Below are 20,074 nucleotides of genomic sequence, written 5' to 3'. Positions count from 1 at the left end.
TGAAGATGCCGCCGCAGTTCGCATGTACGGCAACGAAGAGGGTCAGCCGCGCAGATGCTGGGTCTGCTGATAAACGGCCGTGGAGCGTGCGCCGGAACGGCAATAGCCCAGCATCGGGCGCTCGAAGCTGTCGAGCGCATCGACCATCTCGCGCACCGCATCGGCGGTCACGCCCATCGGGCCGACGGGAATGTGGGTGATCTCCAGTCCCAGGGCGCGTGCGCGCGTGGCGATGGCCGCGAATTCCGGCTGGTCCGGTGACTCATGGTCCGGCCGATGGCAGACGATCGAGCGGAAACCCAGGTCCTTGATCGTCTGAAGATCGTCCTCGGAGATCTGTCCGGTGACCGAATATTCGTCGGTGATCTGGCGAATGTCCATCATTCTACTCCTTATAAAAGCCTTGTCCCGCAGCCTTCACCTCGTCAGGCGGATCGGCGAGCCGTCCGCGACCATGCCGCCACCTGGGTCGACCGCAGAAACCCGCGACGGGCGTCGGCAGAGCCAGCCAGCGAATGCCGCGCCGCATGCCGATGAAACGGATCCAGCCGGCTGATCTAGGCCGAGCCGGCAAGCGCCGTCAATGCACCGTTGCCCGGCGCTTGTCGCATCAGGCCGGCAACAGCAGGAGACGAAGGGCGAAGTCTTTCGCCTCGCCCGGCGCCAGCATGGGCATCTCGCCTGCGTCCTGCAGAACCGGCCTTTTGGCGATCCGATGGGAGACCGGCTCGAGCGCGAACACATTTGCCGCGCCGCGCTGGCAGCGCCACATTTGCAAATAGGCAAGCCCGTCCACCGCGAAATCAAGCTGCAGCACCGCGCCGCCAAGCCCCGGCAGGGGGCCGAGCCGGACGCTTGCCCAGCCCTGCTCGGACGATGCGTGAGCCGGCAGGCAGACATGGCTGCTCTCCCCTTCCCCGAACCGCCACGGGAACGCGCCATCCTCAAGCATCGCGCCTTCGATCCGCGTTTCCTCTCCCAGGAGAGCACCGCCGAGATTGACGTGATACATCATCATCGGCGCAAAGGGCTCGGCACCGATGTTGAGAAGGCGATCTCCCAGCGCCAGCGTGCCATCTGCGGCAAAATGCCAGCGCCGGTGCAGGCGCGCCGCGCCACCGTCGGCAAGCGCAATGTCCATATGCCCTTCGAGGACAAAGGCGCCATCCGCCTGTTCGCTGACGGAGAGATCGGCCACCGGCGTCGCCGCAAGCGATCCGTGCAGCGGATAGAAAGCGCCGCGCCCGCCCTCGACCGGCTCGGGATGGCGGATATGGTCGGGCCCACAGGTGAAGAGCAAGCCTTGCAGGGCGTGATCGATTCGAGGGTCGCCATCCGACGGAATGGCCTTGCCGGGTGCAAGCTCCACTCCCCCGAGGATCACCGAACCAAGATCGAGCGCCGACGCTTGGTCGAAGGCCACGCGCATCGCACGCCTCCTCGCTTCAAGAATGCGGAAACGTCCGTGATCCTGCGGCGTCGTTCCGGCAGATAGTGCGGGCGGTCTGATCATCGGCATCCTCTTTCCAACCCAAGTTTGGGCCTTGCATGCCTTCATCCTGCAAGGGTTTTCGGCGGGCTGGCAAGGGCGGTACCGGGCCTTAAGACCGTGTTCATAATGAATTGAGTTTTTTCATATTAAGGTCCAATTCACGATCTACAGCGCTGGCACGTATCCAGCGGGATTCGAGTGGACAGCGCATGAAGCGGCGAATCGAGCGGGCCCATGGCCGACATCGGGCGCGGGCTTCAGGCAGCGCCATCCGCTTTGCGCCATCCCGACAGGAACTTGCGCGGCGCTGCGCCCGCACTGACCCGAACCATATCCGACAGGCACATCCCTTGACCCTAGCACTGCGATTCCGCCTTCCCCTTCTCGTGGCAGCTGGCGCCATGGCGCTCGGCCTGTCCGGTGCGCAGGCGCAGGACCGCTTCGTCCGCATTTCACCGAATGCGGTGCTGGTCACCCCACAGGGCGAGATCTTGGATTACATGCCGGAGGCCGGCACCGTGCGCGCCATGCGCGACGAGCGCGGACGCACCGTCCTGATCGACCGTTGGGGCAATGTGATCGCGACGGTCATGGGCGAGCGGCACCCGGACTATAACCAGGCACGTGATCAGCGCCGCGTCGCTCCGCCCAATCCGGACGACGAATTCGGCACCTCACAGCCCGGCTATTACGGCGATCCGCGCGAGGCGTCGACGGGCGCGCCCGACTATCGCGACCCGCGCCACCGCACGAGCAATTACGGGCGCGGTTATGGCGCTTCCATCATCCCGCCCGGCGTCGAGCGCAGCGATCTGCCCGGCACCCTGCCTCCGGTCGACGACGATCAGCAGGCTGCCCTGCCGCCTGCCGACGACAATGATCAATTGGCCCTGCCGCCGGTCGAAGCCGGCCCGCGCAGCGAACCGATGCCCGCCGCCCAGGCAATCGGCAAGAAATCCAGCGCTGAAATCGTGGCTTTGCAGGTCTTCCTCGACCGGGAAGGGTTCTCGCCCGGCGCCATCGACGGCAAGACCGGCTCGAACGTCACCAAGGCAATCGAGGCCTGGCAGAAATCGACGGGCGAGACGCTCGACCCCAATGACACCGACGCTATTCTCGAACGCCTGAGACTGAACGGCGGCATGCCGCTGACCAACTACACGATCACCGCGGCCGATGCCGCCGGCCCCTATGTCGCGGCAATCCCGGAGGATTATGCGCATAAGGCGGCGCTGCCGCATCTGTCCTATACGTCGACGGCAGAAATGCTGGCCGAGAAGTTCCATATGGACGAGGATTATCTGCGCTCGATCAACCCCGGCATCGACTTCACCGTCCCCGGCACGATCATCAAGGTCGTGGCGCTCGCCCCGCCCAAGACCGGCAAGGTGACCCGCATCGTCGCCGACAAGGCACGCAAGCAGGTTCTGGCCTATGATGCCGAGGACCGGCTGATTGCCGCCTATCCCGCCTCGATCGGCTCCGCCGACACGCCCTCGCCATCCGGCACCGTGACGGTGGAGCGCATCGCGTTTAATCCAGGTTACACCTACAATCCGAAGATCAACTTCAAGCAGGGCAACAACGACAAGATCCTGACCCTGCCGCCAGGGCCGAACGGACCTGTGGGCACCGTCTGGATCGCGCTCTCCAAACCGACCTACGGCATTCACGGAACGCCGGAGCCCTCGAAGATCGGCAAGACCCAGAGCCATGGCTGTGTGCGCTTGACCAATTGGGACGCGACCACGCTCGCCAAGATGGTCAGTGTCGGCACGGTCGTCGAATTCCTGGACTGACGTCCAGACACATCCTGGTCATGAAAAGGGCCGCGAAGTCTTGAGCTTCGCGGCCCTTTTCATCTCTGGCGCCAGTGCATCGTGCTGCCAATCGCAGTCGGCTCGATGCTCTTGTCTTCGGTTAGGCCGCGCGGCGCAGCATGCCACGCGTGTTGCGATAGGGCAGCAGAGCGCGCACTTCATCGGCAAAGGCGCGGGCATTTTCCAAGGCCTTGTCGAGATTGGAGACGCGCAGGGCGTCCATGTCGGTCAAGGCCCCGCCACAGTCGAAAATATCGCGGAAGGCAGCGCGCTCGATGATCGGCGTATCCATCACCCGCACCTGCCGCTCGGCAAGCAGCGCCTTGACCATCTGCAGCGCCCGGGTGGTGACCAGCGAATTGACGCGGGTAAGCAGCACCGCATGCGGAATGCGAATGCCGGCGCTCTTTTCAAGACGGCTCAGAAGCTCCAGAACCTGGGCGCCTCCCTTGGCATCCATGGCGCAGCCCTGAATGGGAATGATGACCTGGTCCGAACAGCCCAATGCATTGGCCAGCAGCGTATCGCGCGCACCGGGAAGATCGATGATGATATAGTCGCTGGTGCGGCGGGCGGCGGTCAGATGACCCTGGATGGATGCCGCCGTGACGGCCGAAATCACATCGATATTGCGCGGGGCGGAACCGGTCTGGGCCCAGGAAGAAATCCAGGCCTGCGGATCGGCATCGAGCACCGTGACATGCGCGCCCCCACGCGCCAGTTCGGTGGCCAAAAGCAGAGCCGCCGTAGTCTTTCCTGCGCCGCCCTTGGTATTTGCAAATGTAATGACTGGCATGATGCTTCGTTGTCCCGTCCGAAAGCTGGCCGAGCCCGCATGGCTCTTCCGCAGACGCCATGAAAGGATGCGTCCCGTGAGACTGAGCTTTTCAAAACAGGGTTAACAAAACCTAAACGCCGCGCCGGAGGATTAACGAGTTGGAAACCTTCGCTCCAGTTTCAGTAAAACTAAAACAAATTTTTCTCATAAAAGCACATAGATTGAAGGAAGGCGGCTGCCGCCTCCCCCCGTGTGGCAACAAGGCTCGTTATTCGGCTGGCTGCACCTTCAGCGCGGCGCGCGCCTTTTCCTGATGGTCGAGCGCGAACTCCTCTTCCGGCGAGAGGATCAGGCGATGGCGGCCGATCACGGCGAAATAGGCGATCGCGGCGGCGAACCAGAGCGCCACCCAGAGCACGCCCTTGGTGAAATTCGGATCCTGCACTTGGTAGAGCAGCGTCACCACGGCGATGATGATCGTCAGCACCGCGCCGGGAATGCCCAGCGGCGAGCGGAAGGGCCGCTCAATGCCGGGCAGCTTGCGCCGCAGCAGGATGAAGGAGATGGCCTGCATGATATAGGAGAACATGGCGCCGAAGACGGCCATGTTCAAAAGCACGCTGCCGATGATGCTGCCGCCGGCTTCCGCACCCAGCGCAAACCAGATCGCCATCATCACCGCCAGGCCGACGATAGCGCCGGTGATCATCGCCACATGCGGCGTCTTGTAGCGCGCATGGGTGACCGACAAGACCGTCGGGAAGTAGCCGGCGCGCGACAGCGAATAGATCTGCCGGCCCTGGGCATAGAGAATGGTGTGGAAGCTGGCGATCAGGCCGGTCAGCGCCACCAGGCCGAGCAACACGACCCCACCATCGCCATAGACCGCCTTAAAGCCATCGAGCAGCGGCTCCAGCGCCGTGCCGAGGTGAAAGGCGCCGACGCCGGGCAGCGAGGGATTGAGCAGAACGATCATGAAGGCCGAGATCATCAGCGTGATCATGCCGAGGATGATGCCCTTGGGCATGTCGCGCTTGGGATCGACCGATTCCTCGGCCGCCAGCGGCAATTGCTCGATCGCCAGGAACAGCCAGACGGCGAAGGGGAGTGTGGCGAGCACGCCGGAGATGCCAAAGGGGAACCAGGGGCCGTTGCCCTCGGGCAGTTCCATGGGCACGCCGTCGGGGCCAACGCCGATATTGAGCGCCCAGCGGGAAAAATCCATCGCGGGAATCGCGCTGATCCAGAAGAAGACGAGCACGCCGAGCGAGACCAGCGTGATGACCAGCGTCACCTTGAAGGACAGTTCGAGGCCGAAAATGTTCAAGGCCAGGAACAGGACATAGAAGACTACCCAGACCAGCGGCGAATAAGCGGGATCGAGCCCCAGGATCGAGTTTACATAGGCGGTGATGAAGGTAACGATGACGGCCGGCGTCAGCACATATTCGACATTCTCGCACAGGCCTGTGAGAAAGCCGCCCCAGGGACCCATCGCCGTGCGGGCGAAGGAATAGGCAGCGCCGGTATGTGGCAGCGCCGGGCTCATCTCGGCGATGGAGAAGGTGAGGCCCAGATACATGATGGCGATGATGACGCCGGCGGCCAGCATGCCGCCCCAACCGCCGGTGGCAAAACCGAGGTTCCATCCGGAGAAATGGCCCGAGATCACCGCGCCGACGCCGAGCGCCCAGAGCGACCAGACGCCGGCATAGCGCGACAGGCCGCGTTTTTCGAAATAGCTGGCATCCGCTCGCTTGTAGCTGACGCCCGAAGATGGATTGTCCATGATAAGCTCCCCTTTGCCTTGGGCAGGCGGGGCGCGATCATCGGCCCTCAGCCCGCCGGTCTTCGGAAGCTGCTGGAGCCCTTTGCCGTAAAGCGGCCCCGCAGCGCAGGACGCGGCGCTTCGGGCCCATCATGGAACCGCAGCATGCGCGTCGAGATGCAGCCTCCGGCTTGTGCCGATGGCTGACCTCGCTGGGGACGTTTCGCTCCCGTGATCCGAATTTTGGCGTGCTCCGGTCTGGCGCCGGATGGGATGCGGGGGCACGAAGGGGCTGATCAGCCGCTCTCCGCCAAAACCACATATCGGGATCATGCTCCTTTGCCGACATAGGATCAAGCTTTCCCTGGAGGCTTTGCACATGCAACCGACGGTCGGAGCTCGCGCTACTACATCGAATCTTTCTAAATGAAACGAAGTCTAATGCAGGATCTAGACTGAGCCTTATCAACTATAGCTGTCACATAAGCTTCATCCAGCATCACTATCAGCACGGCAGACGCGGTCGACGAAACCAAAGGAGAACACCGTGCTGTCTCAGATCCGTACCCTGCTGTCGCTGTCCACCGCCATGATCATGGCGACGACGGCCGTTGCCAGCGCCGAGCCGAGCGCTGAACTCGTCGCCGCCGCCAAGAAGGAAGGCACGCTGACGACCATCGCGCTGCCCCATGACTGGTGCGGCTATGGCGATGTGATCGCCGGCTTCAAGGCCAAGTATGGCCTCTCGGTCAACGAGCTGAACCCGAATGCCGGCTCGGGCGACGAGATTGAGGCCATCAAGGCCAACAAGGGCAATAGTGGCCCGCAGGCCCCCGATGTCATCGACGTCGGCCTCTCTTTCGGCCCGGCCGCCAAGAAGGACGGCCTGATCCAGCCTTACAAGGTGTCGACCTGGGATTCGATCCCCGACAGCGCCAAGGATGCCGAAGGCTACTGGTACGGCGATTATTACGGCGTTCTCGCGCTCGGCATCAACACGGATATCGTCAAGGATGCACCCAAGAGCTTCAAGGATCTGAAGGATCCGAAATATGCCAACTCGGTTGCCATGCCCGGCGATCCGCGCACCGGCAATTCCTCGCTGATGTCGGTCTACACCGCCGGCATGTCCACCGGCGCCAAGACCGCTGAAGAGGCCGCCAAGGCTGGCGTGGATTTCTTCAAGGAGATCAAGAAGAGCGGCAATTTGGTCGCCGTCAACGGCTCGGCCCAGGGCATGGCCCAGGGCACCACGCCGATCCTGATGGACTGGGACTATAACGTGCTCGCCATGCGCGACAAGCTGGCCGGCAACCCGCCTGTCGAAGTTGTCGTTCCCTCCGACAGTGTCGTCGCCGGCGTCTATGTCCAGGCGATCTCCGCCTTCGCCCCGCATCCGAACGCCGCCAAGCTCTGGATGGAATATCTCTATTCGGACGAAGGCCAGATCGGCTGGCTGAAGGGCTATTGCCACCCGATCCGCTTCAACGACCTTGCCAAGAACAACAAGATCCCGGCCGACATCCTGGCCAAGCTGCCGCCAGCCGCCGCTTATGAAAAGGCGCATTTCCCGACGCTGGAAGACCAGGCCACCGCCAAGAAGGTCATCGGCGAAGCCTGGCCGGGCGTCATGAGCGGCCAGTAAGCCTCAGGCGCTTCGGCGCGTGAGAGTCCGACTGCGCAGGGGCCGCCGCTCCTGCGCAGTCTCCCTGTTTTCCCGAAACGATCAGGACGCAAGATGACGGTCGCGGACGATCTTCTCAACCCGCCTTCGCAGGGCGGATCGGCGCGCAGCGCGCCGGCGGGCCTGCCGGGCGCGAAGGCGCCGCGCCGGGCAAACTGGGCCTGGCTGGGCCTTCTGCCCTTCGCGCTCTTCGCCGCCTTCTTCCTGATCCTGCCGATCGTTTATCTCGTCACCGGCGCTTTCCAAACGCCTGAGGGCACCTTCACCTTCGACAATCTGATCGCGCTGACCGGCCCGGCCATTCTCGGCTCGTACTGGCTGTCGATCAAGCTCAGCCTGGTTTCGGCCCTTCTGGGCGCGGCGGCCGGGCTGCTGCTGTCCTGGGCATTGGTGCTGGGCGGGCTGCCGCGCTGGGTGCGCGGCGCCTTCATCACCTTTTCCGGTGTTGCCTCGAACTTCGCCGGCATTCCGCTTGCCTTCGCCTTCATCGCCACCATCGGCCGTCTCGGCATCGTCACGGTGCTCGTGCGCGAACTTTTCGGTTTCAACATCTATGGTGCGGGCTTCAATCTTTTTTCCTTCTGGGGCCTGGCGCTCACCTATCTCTATTTCCAGCTGCCGTTGATGGTGTTGATCATCACGCCGGCGCTGGACGGGCTGAAGACCGAATGGCGCGAAGCCGCCGAAAGCCTCGGCGCCTCGCATGCACAATATTGGCGCATGGTGGCGCTGCCGGTGCTTAGCCCCTCGATCCTCGGCTGTTTCCTGCTGCTCTTCGCCAATGCCTTCGGTACGCTTGCCACCGTCTATGCGCTGACCGGCTCGCAATTCGACGTCGTGCCGATCATGCTGTTCGCGCAGATCCGCGGCAATGTGCTCTACAACCCCAATCTCGGCTATGCGCTGGCGCTGGGCATGATCCTGATCGCGGGGCTCTCCAACGTTCTCTATCTCGTCCTGCGCAGCCGCGCGGAAAGGTGGCGCGCATGAAGATCTCGCGCATCGTCTCGCTGGTGATCGTGCTGATCGCCGCTAGCTATTTCCTCGTGCCGCTTTATGCCACCTTCCAGTTCTCGCTGCAGATGCTGCGCGGACAGTGGAGCTTCCAGGCCTATCGCTCGGTCTTTGCCGATCCGAATTTCCTGTCGACGCTCAGCTATTCGGCCGTGACCTCGCTGGTTGCCATTCTCATCAGCACGCTGATCGTCGTGCCCACCACCTACTGGGTCCGGCTGAAGATGCCGCGAGTCAAGCCGGTGGTCGAGTTCATCACGCTGCTGCCGCTGATCATTCCGCCCATCGTCATCGTCTTCGGCTATCTCAGGCTCTATGGGTCGGATTCGCTGCTGCCGCTGACGGTTTCCTCGGCCGGCACCAATCTGATGCTGGTCATCGGCTATGCCACGCTGTCGCTGCCCTATGTCTTCCGCTCGGTCGATAACGGCATGCAGACGCTCGACATCCGCACGCTGACGGAAGCCGCCGAGAGCCTCGGCGCCAACAGGAGCACGATCATCTTCCGGGTGATCCTGCCCAATCTGCGCGCGGCCATCGTCTCCGGCGCTTTCCTCACCTTCTCGATCTCCTTCGGCGAATTCGTCTTCGCCAGCCTTCTCAACCGGCCGGCCTTCGGCCCCTATCTGGTGCAGATCGGCCAGGACCGCGCCTATGAGCCGGCGGCGCTCGCTGTTCTCTCCTTCGCGTTGACCTGGGCCTGCATGGTGCTGATGCAGATCTTCGCCAATGCGAAGCCCGGTGCATCCCGCCGCCGGCGCGGCGCCGCCTTCAATCCCCTCGCCCGGAGGAAGACCGCATGAGCTTTCTGACCATCGCCAAGGCCTCCAAGAGTTATGGCGCCACCACCGTCGTGCGCGATTTCGACCTCGCCGTCGGCAAGGGCGAATTCATCTCCTTCCTCGGGCCCTCGGGCTGCGGCAAGACGACGGTGCTGCGCATGATCGCCGGCTTCGAGACGCCATCGGCCGGGCACATCTCCATCGACAGCCGGGATGTGACGCTGACGGCGCCGAACCGGCGGCGGATCGGCATGGTGTTCCAGGCCTATGCGCTGTTTCCCAATATGACGGTGGCGGAAAACGTCGCGTTCGGGCTGAAGGTCGCCGGCGCCGACCGCGCAACCATCGAGGCCCGCGTGAAGGACATGCTGGCGCTCATTCACCTGGAGCACCTGGCCGAGCGCTACCCCTATCAGATGTCCGGCGGCCAGCAGCAGCGCGTGGCGCTGGCGCGCGCACTCGCGCCCAAGCCGCAGGTGCTGCTGCTCGACGAGCCGCTTTCGGCCCTCGACGCCAAGATCCGCGTGTCGCTGCGCGAAGAAATCCGCGCCATCCAGAAGCAGCTCGGGATCACCACCGTCTTCGTCACCCATGACCAGGAAGAGGCGCTGTCGATTTCGGACCGGATCGTCGTCATGAATGGCGGCCGGGCCGACCAGATCGGCACGCCCTTCGAAATCTACAACCGCCCGGCCACACGCTTCGTCGCCTCCTTCGTCGGCACGCTGAACCTGATCGATGTCACGGTCGCCGACCCCGCGGCCGGCACGGTCAAGATCGGCGAGCAGATCGTCACGTTGAAGGAAGTGCTCGCGGCCTCATCGGGCGAAACCGTGACGCTGGCGCTGCGCCCGGAATCGGGCTCGATCCTGGATGGCGCGCGCGGGGATACGGCACTGACCGGCGAGGTGGTCAGCTCCAACTTCCTCGGCTCGGTCGTGCGCACCCGCATGCGCGTCGGCGAGAGCCTGATCTCCTTCGACATGTTCAACAGCCCCGGCTTCGCCCCGCCGGCGCTCGGCGAACGCGTGACCCTGCGTTTCTCGGCCGCCGACCTTCTGGTGCTGCGCGATTGAGGTTGTGGGTCGGGTTGCCCCAATGGCATGGCCTCAACTATCAAAATGAACGTCTGCGTTCGCAAGACCCCCTCACCCTGCCCTCTCCCCGCTGGGGAGAGGAGGCTTGTGCCACAAGCGCCGCCCTAACTTGGGGCTGGGCGGATGCGTCCAGGTCTCTTCTCCCCATCGGGGAGAAGGTGGCCCGAAGGGTCGGATGAGGGGGCCGCCAAGCCGTGAAACCTTTGTGTCGTGTACTGCGATAAGCGCTTTCAAGATATGCTAAGCCATTGGTTTAGAATTGACAGATCCCTCAAGTTCGCAACGACATCCATCCCTCAAAACAACCTCGCCATCTTCCCTTGCGGCCGCAGCCGCTGGCGTGTCTCGCGGGGGCTCTCGCGATAATGGGCGCGGTAGCTTCGGGAAAAGGCGGCGGCGGAGTTGAAACCGGTGGCCGCGGCGATATCGGCGAGCGGCGCCGTCGTCTCGATGACCCGCCTGCGGGCGGCGTTCAGCCGCAGCGCCAGATAATGCGTATGCGGGGTGACGCCTAGACTGTCCTGAAACAGATCCTGCAGCCGCCGCACGCTCACACCGATGCGCTTGGCGATGCGGATGAGCGCCACAGGCGTCTCGATCTGCGCTTCCATCAATGCCAGCGCCGCCTTCACCCTCTCATCGCGCAGGCGCATCGGCGCCACCAGCGGCAAGGCCTCGCTTGAAAGCGTCTCGGATGGCCGATCGGGCTCATAGATGAACAGGCGGGAGACTTCGAGCGCCAGGGAATAGCCCTGCTCGCGCCGGATCAGCTCCAGCATCAGATCGAGCGTCGGCAGCGGCCCGCCGGTGGTGATCCGCTTGCCGTCGATGACGAAGCGGGCGGAGGTCACCTTGATCTGCGGATAGGCGGCGGCAAATTCCTCCGCATCCTCCCAATGCAGAGCGGCCGCGCCGCCATCCAGCAGGCTTGCTTCCGCCATCAGCCAAGAGCCGGATTCGATGCCGGCGATAAGGCTGCGGAAGCGGGCAGCCTGGGAAAGCTGCCGGCGCAGGGTCGCGCTCAGCCCGCGCCGCCAATGATAGCTGGAGAGGATGAACAGCGGGTCGTGCGACGGGCCGGGCGAGAAGGCAGAAGCGACCGCGATGCTCACGCCGCTGGTGGTTTCGATCGCCGCGCCATCGGGGCTCTGCAGCGTCCAGCGATAGAGCCGCCGGCCGGCAATCCGATTGGCCGCCCGTAGGGGTTCGATCACCGAGGCGAGCAGGATCAGATTGGTCTCGGGCATGATCAACAGATCGATATGCCGGTCCTCTGCTTCCCCGCTCAAAAGCCGCTCCTTCGCAATCTCGCTGCCGAAATTGTAAAGAAAACTGCTGAAGCAGCAAAGCATTCTCTTGGGCTTTGCCTCGTAATCAGCCTGTGACCTTCATCGCCGCCAGAAAGAGCGCGAGGAGGCCGGGGAACAAGAGGGCGCCTGGCCCAGAGCCAGATCGATGCGCCAAGGGAGTGAGAGCAAATGCCGCTCAGCATGAATCGCGACGTCTTCATCACCTGCGCCGTCACGGGCGCGGGCGACACGACCGGCAAATCAGGCCATGTGCCGATCACACCCAAGCAAATCGCCGAAAGCGCCATCGATGCCGCCAAGGCCGGCGCGGCCGTGGTTCATTGCCATGTGCGCGATCCGGAAACGGGCGCTGCCGCGCGCGGGCTCGATCTCTATCGCGAAGTGACCGACCGCATCCGCTCGGCCGAGGTCGATGTGGTCCTGAACCTGACCGCCGGCATGGGCGGCGATCTCGTTTTCGGTTCGGTCGAGGCGCCCTTCCCGCTCAATGAGAAGGCCACCGATATGGCCGGCGCCACCGAGCGCGTCGCCCATGTCGCCGCCTGCATGCCGGAAATCTGCACGCTCGATTGCGGGACGATGAATTTCTCGCTCGGCGATTACGTGATGACCAACACGCCTTCGATGCTGCGCGAGATGGCACGCCAGATGACGGCGCTCGGCGTGCGGCCGGAGATCGAAGCCTTCGACACCGGCCATCTCTGGTTCGCCAAGCAGCTGGTCGAGGAAGGGCTGATCGAAGATCCCGTGCTGATCCAGCTTTGCATGGGCATTCCCTGGGGCGCGCCGGACGACCTCAACACATTCATGGCCATGGTCAACAATGTGCCTGAAAGCTGGACCTTCTCGGCCTTCTCCATCGGGCGCAATGCGCTGGCCTATCCGGCGGCGGCCGTTTTGGCAGGCGGCAATGTTCGGGTTGGGCTGGAGGACAATCTCTATCTCGGCAAGGGTCGGCTCGCCACCAATGCCGAGCTGGTCGAAAAGGCCGCGACGGTCATCGAGGGCATGGGCGCGCGCGTGATCGGCCCGGCCGAGGTGCGCGAAAAGCTGAAGCTCGCCAAGCGCTAAGCCGATCTTAGAGCATTTCCAGCCGAAGCGTGATCGCTTCGGCGTCGGACAATGCGGTAAAAACAAGAAGATAGAGCATTGACGGTGATTTCGTGGGCACCGGAAATGCTCTAGGAAGGACCTGCCAAATGACCACCATCACCAAGGCCGCCTGCATCGGCGGCGGCGTTATCGGCGGCGCCTGGGCCGCCCGCTTCGTGCTCGCCGGCATCGATACCCGCATCTATGATCCGCATCCGGAAGCCGAGCGGATCATCGGTGAGGTCCTAGCCAATGCGGAGCGCGCCTATGCCATGCTGACCATGGCGCCGCTGCCTGCGCGTGGAAAGCTCATCTTCTGCAAGAGCCTGAAGGAGGCCGTGGAAGAGGCGGATTGGATTCAGGAAAGCGTGCCTGAGCGGCTGGAGTTGAAGCGCGGCGTGCTGACCGAGATCGACCGCCACGCCCGCGCCGACGCGCTGATCGGCTCCTCCACCTCAGGTCTACTGCCGAGCGATCTGCAGCGCGACATGGTCCATCCCGACCGCTTCTTCGTCGCCCATCCCTATAATCCCGTTTATCTCCTGCCCCTGGTCGAACTGGTCGGCGGGCAGAAGACCACGGCGGAGACCATCGCTCGGGCCCAAGCCGCAGCCGCGCAGATCGGCATGAAGGGCGTCGTCATCCACAAGGAGATCGAGGCTTTCGTCGGCGACCGCCTGTTGGAGGCGCTGTGGCGCGAGGCGCTCTGGCTGATCCATGACGATATCTGCGACACGGAAACGCTCGATGATGTGATCCGCTATTCCTTCGGCCTGCGCTGGGCGCAGATGGGCCTGTTCGAGACCTATCGCATTGCCGGCGGCGAAGCAGGCATGCGCCATTTCCTCGCCCAGTTCGGCCCTTGTCTCGCCTGGCCCTGGACCAAGCTCACCGATGTCGTCGATCTCGACGAGGCGCTGGTGGAGAAGATCGGAGCGCAATCCGACGTTCAGGCCAAGGGACGGTCGATCCGCGAGCTGGAGCGCATCCGGGATGAAAATCTGGTCGGGATCTTCCAGGCGCTGAAAGGCGGCAATAGCGGCGAAGGCTGGGGCGCCGGCAAGCTGCTTGCGGATTTCGAAAAGCGCTTATGGTCCCAGGCCAAACCCAAGCCGGCGCCGGATCTTGCCGCCCCCTTGCGTCTGGTCGAAGCCAAGGTCAGCGCCGCCTGGGTCGACTATAATGGCCATATGACCGAGCACCGCTATCTCCAGCTCTTTGGCGATACGGCGGATGCGCTTCTGCGGCTTATCGGTGTCGACATGGCCTATGTCGAGGCGGGGCACAGCTATTACACAGTCGAGAGCCACCTGCGCCATCTCGGCGAAGCCAGGCTTGGCCAGAGCCTCTACACCACCGTTCAGCTTCTCAAGACCGACGAGAAGCGCCTGCATCTCTTCTCGACGATCAACGACGCCCAATCGGGCACTGTACTGGCCACGGCGGAACAGATGATGCTGCATGTCGACAGCGCCGCCGGCAAGGCCGCGCCGGCACCGGCCGAGGTGCTGGCCCGGTTGGCACCGATCGCGCAGGCGCATGCGGGCCTCACCCTGCCGCAAGGCGTGGGCCGGCATGTGGGACAGGCGCGCTGACGCGCCTGTCCCACAGACATCCTGGGATTAGCTTTGGATAGCCAGAGCTACCCGGACATTTCACGGTGCAGCCGGGGTTGCGCCGGCAAAAATCATGTGTTCTTTTGAAACTGCCTGATTTTAAGGCTGGCCCAACTTCTCGGCACCTCTAGTCCTGCTGCGCCATTTCATGTCGCATGAAAGGCCTCAAACGCCGCAAAACAGGCTATCGTTCAAGAGGTGCCCTGACCGAGAGGCAATCCGTCAAAAGCTTTGAGCCTCTTCCAGGCGAGCTAGATGGCGGTTTGCGCAGGAGCTTGCGCCGATCCACCTTTGCCCAGGGAGAAGGGAGCGGACGATCGGGCGTGAGGGGGCAGCCGGCATGAGCGTCGAAACGCGATTCCCTCGCATTGGGGTGCATGGCGTGCAGTCGTGACAGCATCAGAAAACAAGGCCCAAAGCGGCCGCGAACCAAGGGGAATGAGCATGAACGACTGGACTCGCCACCTGAAGCAGCAGGTCACGCTCGGCGCGATGAACCGCCGCGAATTCATGGGCCGGGCCGCCGCCGCCGGCATAGCAGCCGCCAGCGCCGGCACGCTGTTTTCCACCGCCGCCGAAGCGCAGGAGCCCAAGCGTGGCGGCCATCTGAAGCTCGGCCTCGAAGGCGGTTCGGCCACCGACAGCAAAGACCCGGCCAAGTTCCTCTCGCAGGTGATGTTCTGTATCGGCCGCTGCTGGGGCGACATGCTGGTCGAGTCCCACCCCACCACCGGCGCCGCCGTGCCGTCGCTCGCCGAAAGCTGGGAGCCTTCGGCCGATGCGTCCACTTGGACCTTCAAGATCCGCAAGGGCGTGAAATTCCACGACGGCAAGGAGATGACGGTCCAGGACGTGGTCAAGACGCTCCAGCGCCATACCGATGCCAAATCGGAATCCGGCGCACTCGGCGTGGTCAAGTCGATCAAGGAGATCAAGGCAGATGGCGACAATGTCGTTCTGACGCTGACCGAGGGCAATGCCGACCTGCCGCTGTTGCTCACCGACTATCACCTGGTGATCCAGCCCAATGGCGGCTATGACGATCCCTTCGCCTCGATCGGCACCGGGCCCTACAAGCTTCTGACCTTCGAGCCCGGCGTGCGCGCCACGCTGGAGCGCAACAAGGACGACTGGCGCAGCGATCGCGGCTATGTCGACAGCATCGAAATCATCAACATGAACGACGCGACCGCCCGCGTCGCGGCCCTCTCCTCCGGCCAGGTGCATTTCATCAACCGCGTCGATCCGAAGACGGTGAACCTTCTGAAGCGCGCGCCGACGGTCGAGATTCTCTCGACCTCCGGGCGCGGTCATTACGTCTTCATCATGCATTGCGACAAGGCGCCCTTCGACAATAACGACCTGCGCATGGCGCTGAAATATGCCATGGACCGCGAAACCATGGTCCAGAAGATCCTGGGTGGTTACGGCAAGGTCGGCAACGACTTCCCGATCAACTCCACCTATGCGCTGTTCCCAGAGGGCATCGAGCAGCGGGTCTACGATCCGGACAAGGCCGCCTTCCACTACAAGAAGTCGGGCCATTCCGGTTCCGTGCTGCTGCGCACCTCCGATGTCGCCTTTCCGGGTGCTGTCGATGCCGCCGTGCTCTATCAGGAAAGCTGCAAGAAGGCCGGCATCGCCATCGACATCAAACGCGAACCGGGTGACGGCTACTGGTCGAATGTCTGGAACGTCCAGCCCTTCTCCACCTCCTATTGGGGCGGCCGGCCGACGCAGGACCAGATGTATTCCACCGCCTATCTCTCGACGGCGGACTGGAACGACACGCGCTTCAGGCGGCCTGATTTCGACAAGCTGCTCTTGCAGGCCCGCGCCGAACTGGACGAAGCCAAGCGCAAGGACATGTACCGCACCATGGCGATGATGGTGCGCGACGAAGGTGGACTGATCCTGCCGATGTTCAACGATTTCGTGAATGCCTCGTCCAAGAAGGTCAAAGGCTACGTCCACGACATCGGCAACGACATGTCGAATGGCTATGTCGCAACCCGCGTGTGGCTCGACGCCTGATGGCGGCGGCGCCGAACCCGGCCGGTCCGGTCGATCCTCTGGCGGCGGGGGAAACCTCGCTCGTCTCTCTGTCCGATGCCGGCCTGGCGGCGCCTCATTCATCGGCCTCCGCCCGTGGCCCATGGCGGCGCTTTCTTCAGCGCTCGCCGCTGGCGGCGCTGGTGATCCAGCGCCTCGCTTTGTCCATCGCCTTGCTCTTTGCCGTCTCGATCATGATCTTCGGCGGCATCGAGGCGCTGCCGGGGGATTTCGCTACCACCTATCTCGGCCAGTCGGCCACGCCGCAGGCTGTCGCCAATATCCGGGCCGATCTCGGCCTCGATCGCCCCGTCACCACCCGCTATGTCGAATGGCTCGGCGGCGCGCTCCAGGGTGATTTCGGCACCTCCTGGGCCAGCCGCAACTCCGTCTCCGAACAGATCGGCAAACGGCTCGGTAATTCCCTGTTTCTCGCCTTCTTCGCTGCGCTGATCTCCATTCCGCTAGCGGTCGGCCTTGGCATGCTGGCCGTGCAATATCGCAACCGTCTGCCGGACAAGATCATCAATGTCGTCTCGCTGGCGGCGATCTCCCTCCCGGAATTCTTCGTCGGCTATCTGCTGATCATGGTCTTCGCGGTTCAATATGGCGTTGCCACTTTCCCGGCGACTGTGTTCGACGGCATGGGCTTTTTCGACCGGCTCTCGGCCATCGCCCTGCCCGTCGCGACGCTGGTGCTGGTCGTGCTTGCCCATATGATGCGCATGACCCGCGCGGCGATCCTCAATGTCATGTCCTCGGCTTATGTCGAGACGGCGGAGCTGAAAGGTCTCTCGGCCTTTCGCATCATCGCCCGCCATGCCGCGCCCAACGCGGTGGCGCCCGTCGTCAACGTCATCGCGCTCAACCTTGCTTATCTCGTCGTCGGCGTCGTCGTGGTCGAGGTGGTCTTCGTCTATCCCGGCATGGGCCAATATATGGTCGATGCGGTGACGGTGCGCGACATGCCGGTGGTCCAAGCCTGCGGCCTGATCTTCGCCGCCTTCTATATCTTCCTCAACATGGCGGCCGATCTCATCGCCATTGTCGCCAATCCCCGCTTGAGGCACCCGCGATGAGGCTGGCCAGCATTCCCTTGAGCGCCTGGATCGGGCTTGCGGGCATCGCGCTTGCCCTCATCTGCGCCCTCTTCGCGCCCCTCATCGCGCCCTACGGCGAAACACAGGTGGTGGGCGAGGTCTGGCTGCCGCCCGGCGGCGATTTTCTGCTCGGCACCGACAATCTCGGACGTGATCTGCTTTCGCGCCTGATCTTCGGCGCGCGCACCACCGTGCTCGTGGCGCTGGCGGCCACCGTGCTGTCCTTCTCGCTCGGCATGGCGCTGTCCTTCACGGCGGCCGTCACGGGCGGGTTCATCGACCAGCTCTTTTCCCGCTTCAACGATCTGATGATGGCGATCCCGACGCTGATCTTTGCGCTGGTGGTGCTGGCGGTGCTGCCGCAGCATCTGTGGATCCTGATCCTGGTCATGGCGGTGCTCGACAGCACCCGCGTGTTTCGCATCGGCCGGGCCGTGGCGCTTGATGTGGCGGTGATGGAGTTCGTCGAAGCCGCGCGGCTGCGCGGCGAAGGCCCTATCTGGATCGTCTTTCGCGAAATCCTGCCCAATACGCTCTCGCCGCTTCTGGCCGAATTCGGCCTGCGCTTCGCCTTCTCCATCCTGTTTCTGTCCACCCTCTCCTTCCTGGGCCTCGGTATCCAGCCGCCGGCGGCCGATTGGGGCGGCATGGTCAAGGACAATAAGGACGGCATCATCTTCGGCATTTCCGCAGCCCTCGTGCCGGGCGCGGCCATCGCCTGCCTCGCCATCTCGGTCAATCTGGTGGTCGACTGGATGATGAAACGCACCTCGAGCCTCAAGGGAGGGCGCGGCGATGCCTGAGCTTCTGACCGTCAAGGATTTGAGGATCGAGGCGACGAGCTATCCGCCCGGCGAGGCACCGAAGACGGTGACGCTGGTCGATGGCGTCTCCTTTTCGGTGGAAAAAGGCCGGGTGCTCGGCCTGATCGGCGAATCCGGCGCGGGAAAGTCCACCATCGGGCTCTCGGCGCTCGCCTATGGGCGCGGCGGCGCGCGGATTACGGGCGGCGCGGTGACCCTGAACGACACGGATATTCTGACGCTCGGCCGCTCGGGCGTGCGCTCGGTGCGCGGCGCCAAGGTCTGCTATGTCGCGCAATCGGCCGCCGCCGCCTTCAACCCAGCGCACCGGCTCGGCGAACAGGTGATCGAAGCATCCTTGCGCCACCGCATCATGAGCCGGGACGACGCCGAGGCCCGGGCGCTGCATCTCTTCCGCATTCTCGGCCTGCCGAACCCCGAAACCTTTGGCCGACGCTTTCCGCATCAGGTTTCCGGCGGGCAGCTGCAGCGCGCGATGACGGCCATGGCGCTCTGTCCGAACCCGGAGCTGATCGTCTTCGACGAGCCCACGACGGCGCTCGACGTGACAACGCAGATCGAGGTGCTCGCGGCGATCAAGCATGCGATCGAGGAAACCCACACCGCCGCGCTCTACATCACCCATGACCTCGCCGTGGTGGCCCAGATCGCCGACGACATCATGGTGCTGCGCCACGGCAAGACCGTGGAATACGGCACGACCCGACAAATCATCGAGGCCCCGGGCCAGGATTACACCAAGGCGCTGGTGAGCGTGCGCCAGATCGCCCGGCCCGAGGCCGCCGACCAGTCGACGCCGATCCTGACCATCGACCGCGTCAGCGCCAGCTATGGCAATGGCTTCAAGGTGCTGCACGACGTTTCGCTCACCCTGCCCAAGGGCCAGACGCTGGCGATCGTCGGCGAGAGCGGGTCGGGCAAATCGACGCTGGCGCGGGTGATCACCGGCCTGCTGCCACCAAGCGAGGGCCGCATCACCTTTGACGGGCAGGAACTGCCAAAGGCGCTGAAGGGCCGCTCGAAGGAGCAATTGCGGCGCATCCAGATGATCTATCAGATGGCCGATACGGCCATGAACCCGCGCCAGACCGTGCGCGAGATCATCGGCCGACCCATTTCCTTCTATGAGGGCATCCACGGCGCGAAAAAGACCGAGCGCGTGCGCCAGCTTCTCGACCAGATCGAGATGGGCGACCGCTTCCTCGACCGCTATCCGGCCGAGCTTTCCGGCGGGCAGAAGCAGCGCGTGGCGATTGCCCGCGCGCTTGCCGCCAAGCCGGAGCTGATCCTGTGCGACGAGCCGACTTCGGCACTCGATCCGCTTGTCGCCGAAGGCATCTTGAAGCTTCTGTTGAAGCTTCAGGAGGAGACCCATGTCTCCTACGTCTTCATCACCCATGACATCGCCATCGTCCGGGCAATCGCCGATTCGGTCGCGGTGATGCATCGCGGCCGGCTGGTGCGCTTCGGCCCGAAATCCCAGGCACTTTCGCCACCCTTCGACGCCTATACGGATCTCCTGCTGAAATCGGTGCCGGAAATGGAGATCGGCTGGCTGGAGCGGGTGCTTGCAACACGGCGCATGGAAAGCGCGGGGAACTGACCCTGCCTCATCAGGCGCATGGATGCGCCGCCTCATTTCATC

At 63.7% G+C, this 20,074-nt stretch carries 16 protein-coding genes; 11 read left to right on the top strand and 5 right to left on the bottom strand.

Annotated features, from left to right (window positions below; genetic code table 11):
* Positions 1-42: 42 nt before the first annotated feature.
* Together BMX61_RS13040 and BMX61_RS13035 are read right to left on the bottom strand one after the other, a co-directional pair.
* The gene (locus BMX61_RS13040) at positions 43-381 is read right to left on the bottom strand and encodes a protein tyrosine phosphatase family protein (RefSeq protein ID WP_075626661.1); all 339 of its coding nucleotides are present in this window, start codon (positions 379-381) and stop codon (positions 43-45) included.
* A 229-nt stretch (positions 382-610) separates the two neighbouring features.
* Positions 611-1,429 carry a DUF4432 family protein gene (locus tag BMX61_RS13035; RefSeq protein WP_075626660.1) on the bottom strand — a complete coding sequence of 273 codons (819 nt, stop codon included), beginning with the start codon at positions 1,427-1,429 and terminating at the stop codon, positions 611-613.
* 464 nt (positions 1,430-1,893) lie between these two features.
* Between BMX61_RS13035 and BMX61_RS13030 the strand changes: the two genes are divergently transcribed.
* Positions 1,894-3,291 (top strand): L,D-transpeptidase family protein, encoded by a 1,398-nt coding sequence (locus BMX61_RS13030; protein ID WP_092742717.1) that lies wholly within the window; start codon positions 1,894-1,896, stop codon positions 3,289-3,291.
* A gap of 121 nt (positions 3,292-3,412) precedes the next feature.
* On the opposite strand, the gene BMX61_RS13025 is transcribed toward BMX61_RS13030, so the two are convergent.
* Both BMX61_RS13025 and BMX61_RS13020 read right to left on the bottom strand, forming a co-directional pair.
* A complete protein-coding gene (locus BMX61_RS13025; RefSeq protein WP_075626658.1) occupies positions 3,413-4,108 on the bottom strand; it encodes a ParA family protein in 696 nt (231 codons plus the stop codon).
* A gap of 250 nt (positions 4,109-4,358) precedes the next feature.
* A complete protein-coding gene (locus BMX61_RS13020) occupies positions 4,359-5,879 on the bottom strand; it encodes an amino acid permease (protein ID WP_075626657.1) in 1,521 nt (506 codons plus the stop codon).
* Between the two features lie 568 nt (positions 5,880-6,447).
* Here BMX61_RS13020 and BMX61_RS13015 point away from each other — a divergent pair.
* From BMX61_RS13015 to BMX61_RS13000, 4 genes are all read left to right on the top strand, one after another.
* Positions 6,448-7,503, top strand: coding sequence for an ABC transporter substrate-binding protein (locus BMX61_RS13015; RefSeq protein WP_092742729.1), 1,056 nt, complete (start codon positions 6,448-6,450; stop codon positions 7,501-7,503).
* A gap of 93 nt (positions 7,504-7,596) precedes the next feature.
* Positions 7,597-8,532: an ABC transporter permease gene (locus BMX61_RS13010; RefSeq protein ID WP_083639341.1), complete on the top strand. Its 936-nt coding sequence runs from the start codon at positions 7,597-7,599 to the stop codon at positions 8,530-8,532.
* Positions 8,529-9,359: an ABC transporter permease gene (locus BMX61_RS13005; protein ID WP_075626655.1), complete on the top strand. Its 831-nt coding sequence runs from the start codon at positions 8,529-8,531 to the stop codon at positions 9,357-9,359. Before BMX61_RS13010 ends, BMX61_RS13005 begins: the two co-directional genes overlap by 4 nt.
* A complete protein-coding gene (locus BMX61_RS13000) occupies positions 9,356-10,414 on the top strand; it encodes an ABC transporter ATP-binding protein (RefSeq protein ID WP_075626654.1) in 1,059 nt (352 codons plus the stop codon). The genes BMX61_RS13005 and BMX61_RS13000 overlap by 4 nt, the downstream gene beginning before the upstream one ends.
* 317 nt (positions 10,415-10,731) lie before the next feature.
* Here BMX61_RS13000 and BMX61_RS12995 read toward each other — a convergent pair whose 3' ends face one another.
* On the bottom strand, positions 10,732-11,682 hold the full coding sequence (locus BMX61_RS12995) for a GlxA family transcriptional regulator (RefSeq protein ID WP_075626753.1): 951 nt from the start codon (positions 11,680-11,682) through the stop codon (positions 10,732-10,734).
* A 231-nt stretch (positions 11,683-11,913) separates the two neighbouring features.
* Between BMX61_RS12995 and BMX61_RS12990 the strand changes: the two genes are divergently transcribed.
* The 6 genes from BMX61_RS12990 (at position 11,914) to BMX61_RS12965 (ending at position 20,032) form a co-directional block, all read left to right on the top strand.
* The gene (locus BMX61_RS12990) at positions 11,914-12,816 is read left to right on the top strand and encodes a 3-dehydrocarnitine:acetyl-CoA trimethylamine transferase BcoG (protein ID WP_075626653.1); all 903 of its coding nucleotides are present in this window, start codon (positions 11,914-11,916) and stop codon (positions 12,814-12,816) included.
* Positions 12,817-12,944: 128 nt separating this feature from the next.
* On the top strand, positions 12,945-14,432 hold the full coding sequence (locus tag BMX61_RS12985; protein WP_075626652.1) for a carnitine 3-dehydrogenase: 1,488 nt from the start codon (positions 12,945-12,947) through the stop codon (positions 14,430-14,432).
* Between the two features lie 465 nt (positions 14,433-14,897).
* Positions 14,898-16,487, top strand: coding sequence for an ABC transporter substrate-binding protein (locus BMX61_RS12980; RefSeq protein WP_075626651.1), 1,590 nt, complete (start codon positions 14,898-14,900; stop codon positions 16,485-16,487).
* A complete protein-coding gene (locus BMX61_RS12975; RefSeq protein ID WP_075626650.1) occupies positions 16,487-17,584 on the top strand; it encodes an ABC transporter permease in 1,098 nt (365 codons plus the stop codon). The genes BMX61_RS12980 and BMX61_RS12975 overlap by 1 nt, the downstream gene beginning before the upstream one ends.
* A complete protein-coding gene (locus tag BMX61_RS12970) occupies positions 17,581-18,408 on the top strand; it encodes an ABC transporter permease (RefSeq protein WP_075626649.1) in 828 nt (275 codons plus the stop codon). Before BMX61_RS12975 ends, BMX61_RS12970 begins: the two co-directional genes overlap by 4 nt.
* Entirely contained in the window at positions 18,401-20,032 is a 1,632-nt protein-coding gene (locus BMX61_RS12965; RefSeq protein WP_075626648.1) for an ABC transporter ATP-binding protein, read from the top strand. The genes BMX61_RS12970 and BMX61_RS12965 overlap by 8 nt, the downstream gene beginning before the upstream one ends.
* Positions 20,033-20,074 lie beyond the last annotated feature (42 nt).

This window comes from Xaviernesmea oryzae, assembly GCF_900109605.1.
Lineage (GTDB): Bacteria > Pseudomonadota > Alphaproteobacteria > Rhizobiales > Rhizobiaceae > Xaviernesmea > Xaviernesmea oryzae.
Note: the sequence above shows the minus strand (reverse complement) of the source record. Positions and strands in the feature narration are given on the sequence as shown.

What these genes read in the sequence shown, in the direction of transcription:
- BMX61_RS13040 (WP_075626661.1), bottom strand. Translation starts at nt 381, where the DNA reads ATGGACATTCGCCAGATCACCGACGAATATTCGGTCACCGGACAGATC.
- BMX61_RS13035 (WP_075626660.1), bottom strand. Translation starts at nt 1,429, where the DNA reads ATGCGCGTGGCCTTCGACCAAGCGTCGGCGCTCGATCTTGGTTCGGTG.
- BMX61_RS13030 (WP_092742717.1), top strand. Translation starts at nt 1,894, where the DNA reads ATGGCGCTCGGCCTGTCCGGTGCGCAGGCGCAGGACCGCTTCGTCCGC.
- BMX61_RS13025 (WP_075626658.1), bottom strand. Translation starts at nt 4,108, where the DNA reads ATGCCAGTCATTACATTTGCAAATACCAAGGGCGGCGCAGGAAAGACT.
- BMX61_RS13020 (WP_075626657.1), bottom strand. Translation starts at nt 5,879, where the DNA reads ATGGACAATCCATCTTCGGGCGTCAGCTACAAGCGAGCGGATGCCAGC.
- BMX61_RS13015 (WP_092742729.1), top strand. Translation starts at nt 6,448, where the DNA reads ATGATCATGGCGACGACGGCCGTTGCCAGCGCCGAGCCGAGCGCTGAA.
- BMX61_RS13010 (WP_083639341.1), top strand. Translation starts at nt 7,597, where the DNA reads ATGACGGTCGCGGACGATCTTCTCAACCCGCCTTCGCAGGGCGGATCG.
- BMX61_RS13005 (WP_075626655.1), top strand. Translation starts at nt 8,529, where the DNA reads ATGAAGATCTCGCGCATCGTCTCGCTGGTGATCGTGCTGATCGCCGCT.
- BMX61_RS13000 (WP_075626654.1), top strand. Translation starts at nt 9,356, where the DNA reads ATGAGCTTTCTGACCATCGCCAAGGCCTCCAAGAGTTATGGCGCCACC.
- BMX61_RS12995 (WP_075626753.1), bottom strand. Translation starts at nt 11,682, where the DNA reads ATGCCCGAGACCAATCTGATCCTGCTCGCCTCGGTGATCGAACCCCTA.
- BMX61_RS12990 (WP_075626653.1), top strand. Translation starts at nt 11,914, where the DNA reads ATGCCGCTCAGCATGAATCGCGACGTCTTCATCACCTGCGCCGTCACG.
- BMX61_RS12985 (WP_075626652.1), top strand. Translation starts at nt 12,945, where the DNA reads ATGACCACCATCACCAAGGCCGCCTGCATCGGCGGCGGCGTTATCGGC.
- BMX61_RS12980 (WP_075626651.1), top strand. Translation starts at nt 14,898, where the DNA reads ATGAACGACTGGACTCGCCACCTGAAGCAGCAGGTCACGCTCGGCGCG.
- BMX61_RS12975 (WP_075626650.1), top strand. Translation starts at nt 16,487, where the DNA reads ATGGCGGCGGCGCCGAACCCGGCCGGTCCGGTCGATCCTCTGGCGGCG.
- BMX61_RS12970 (WP_075626649.1), top strand. Translation starts at nt 17,581, where the DNA reads ATGAGGCTGGCCAGCATTCCCTTGAGCGCCTGGATCGGGCTTGCGGGC.
- BMX61_RS12965 (WP_075626648.1), top strand. Translation starts at nt 18,401, where the DNA reads ATGCCTGAGCTTCTGACCGTCAAGGATTTGAGGATCGAGGCGACGAGC.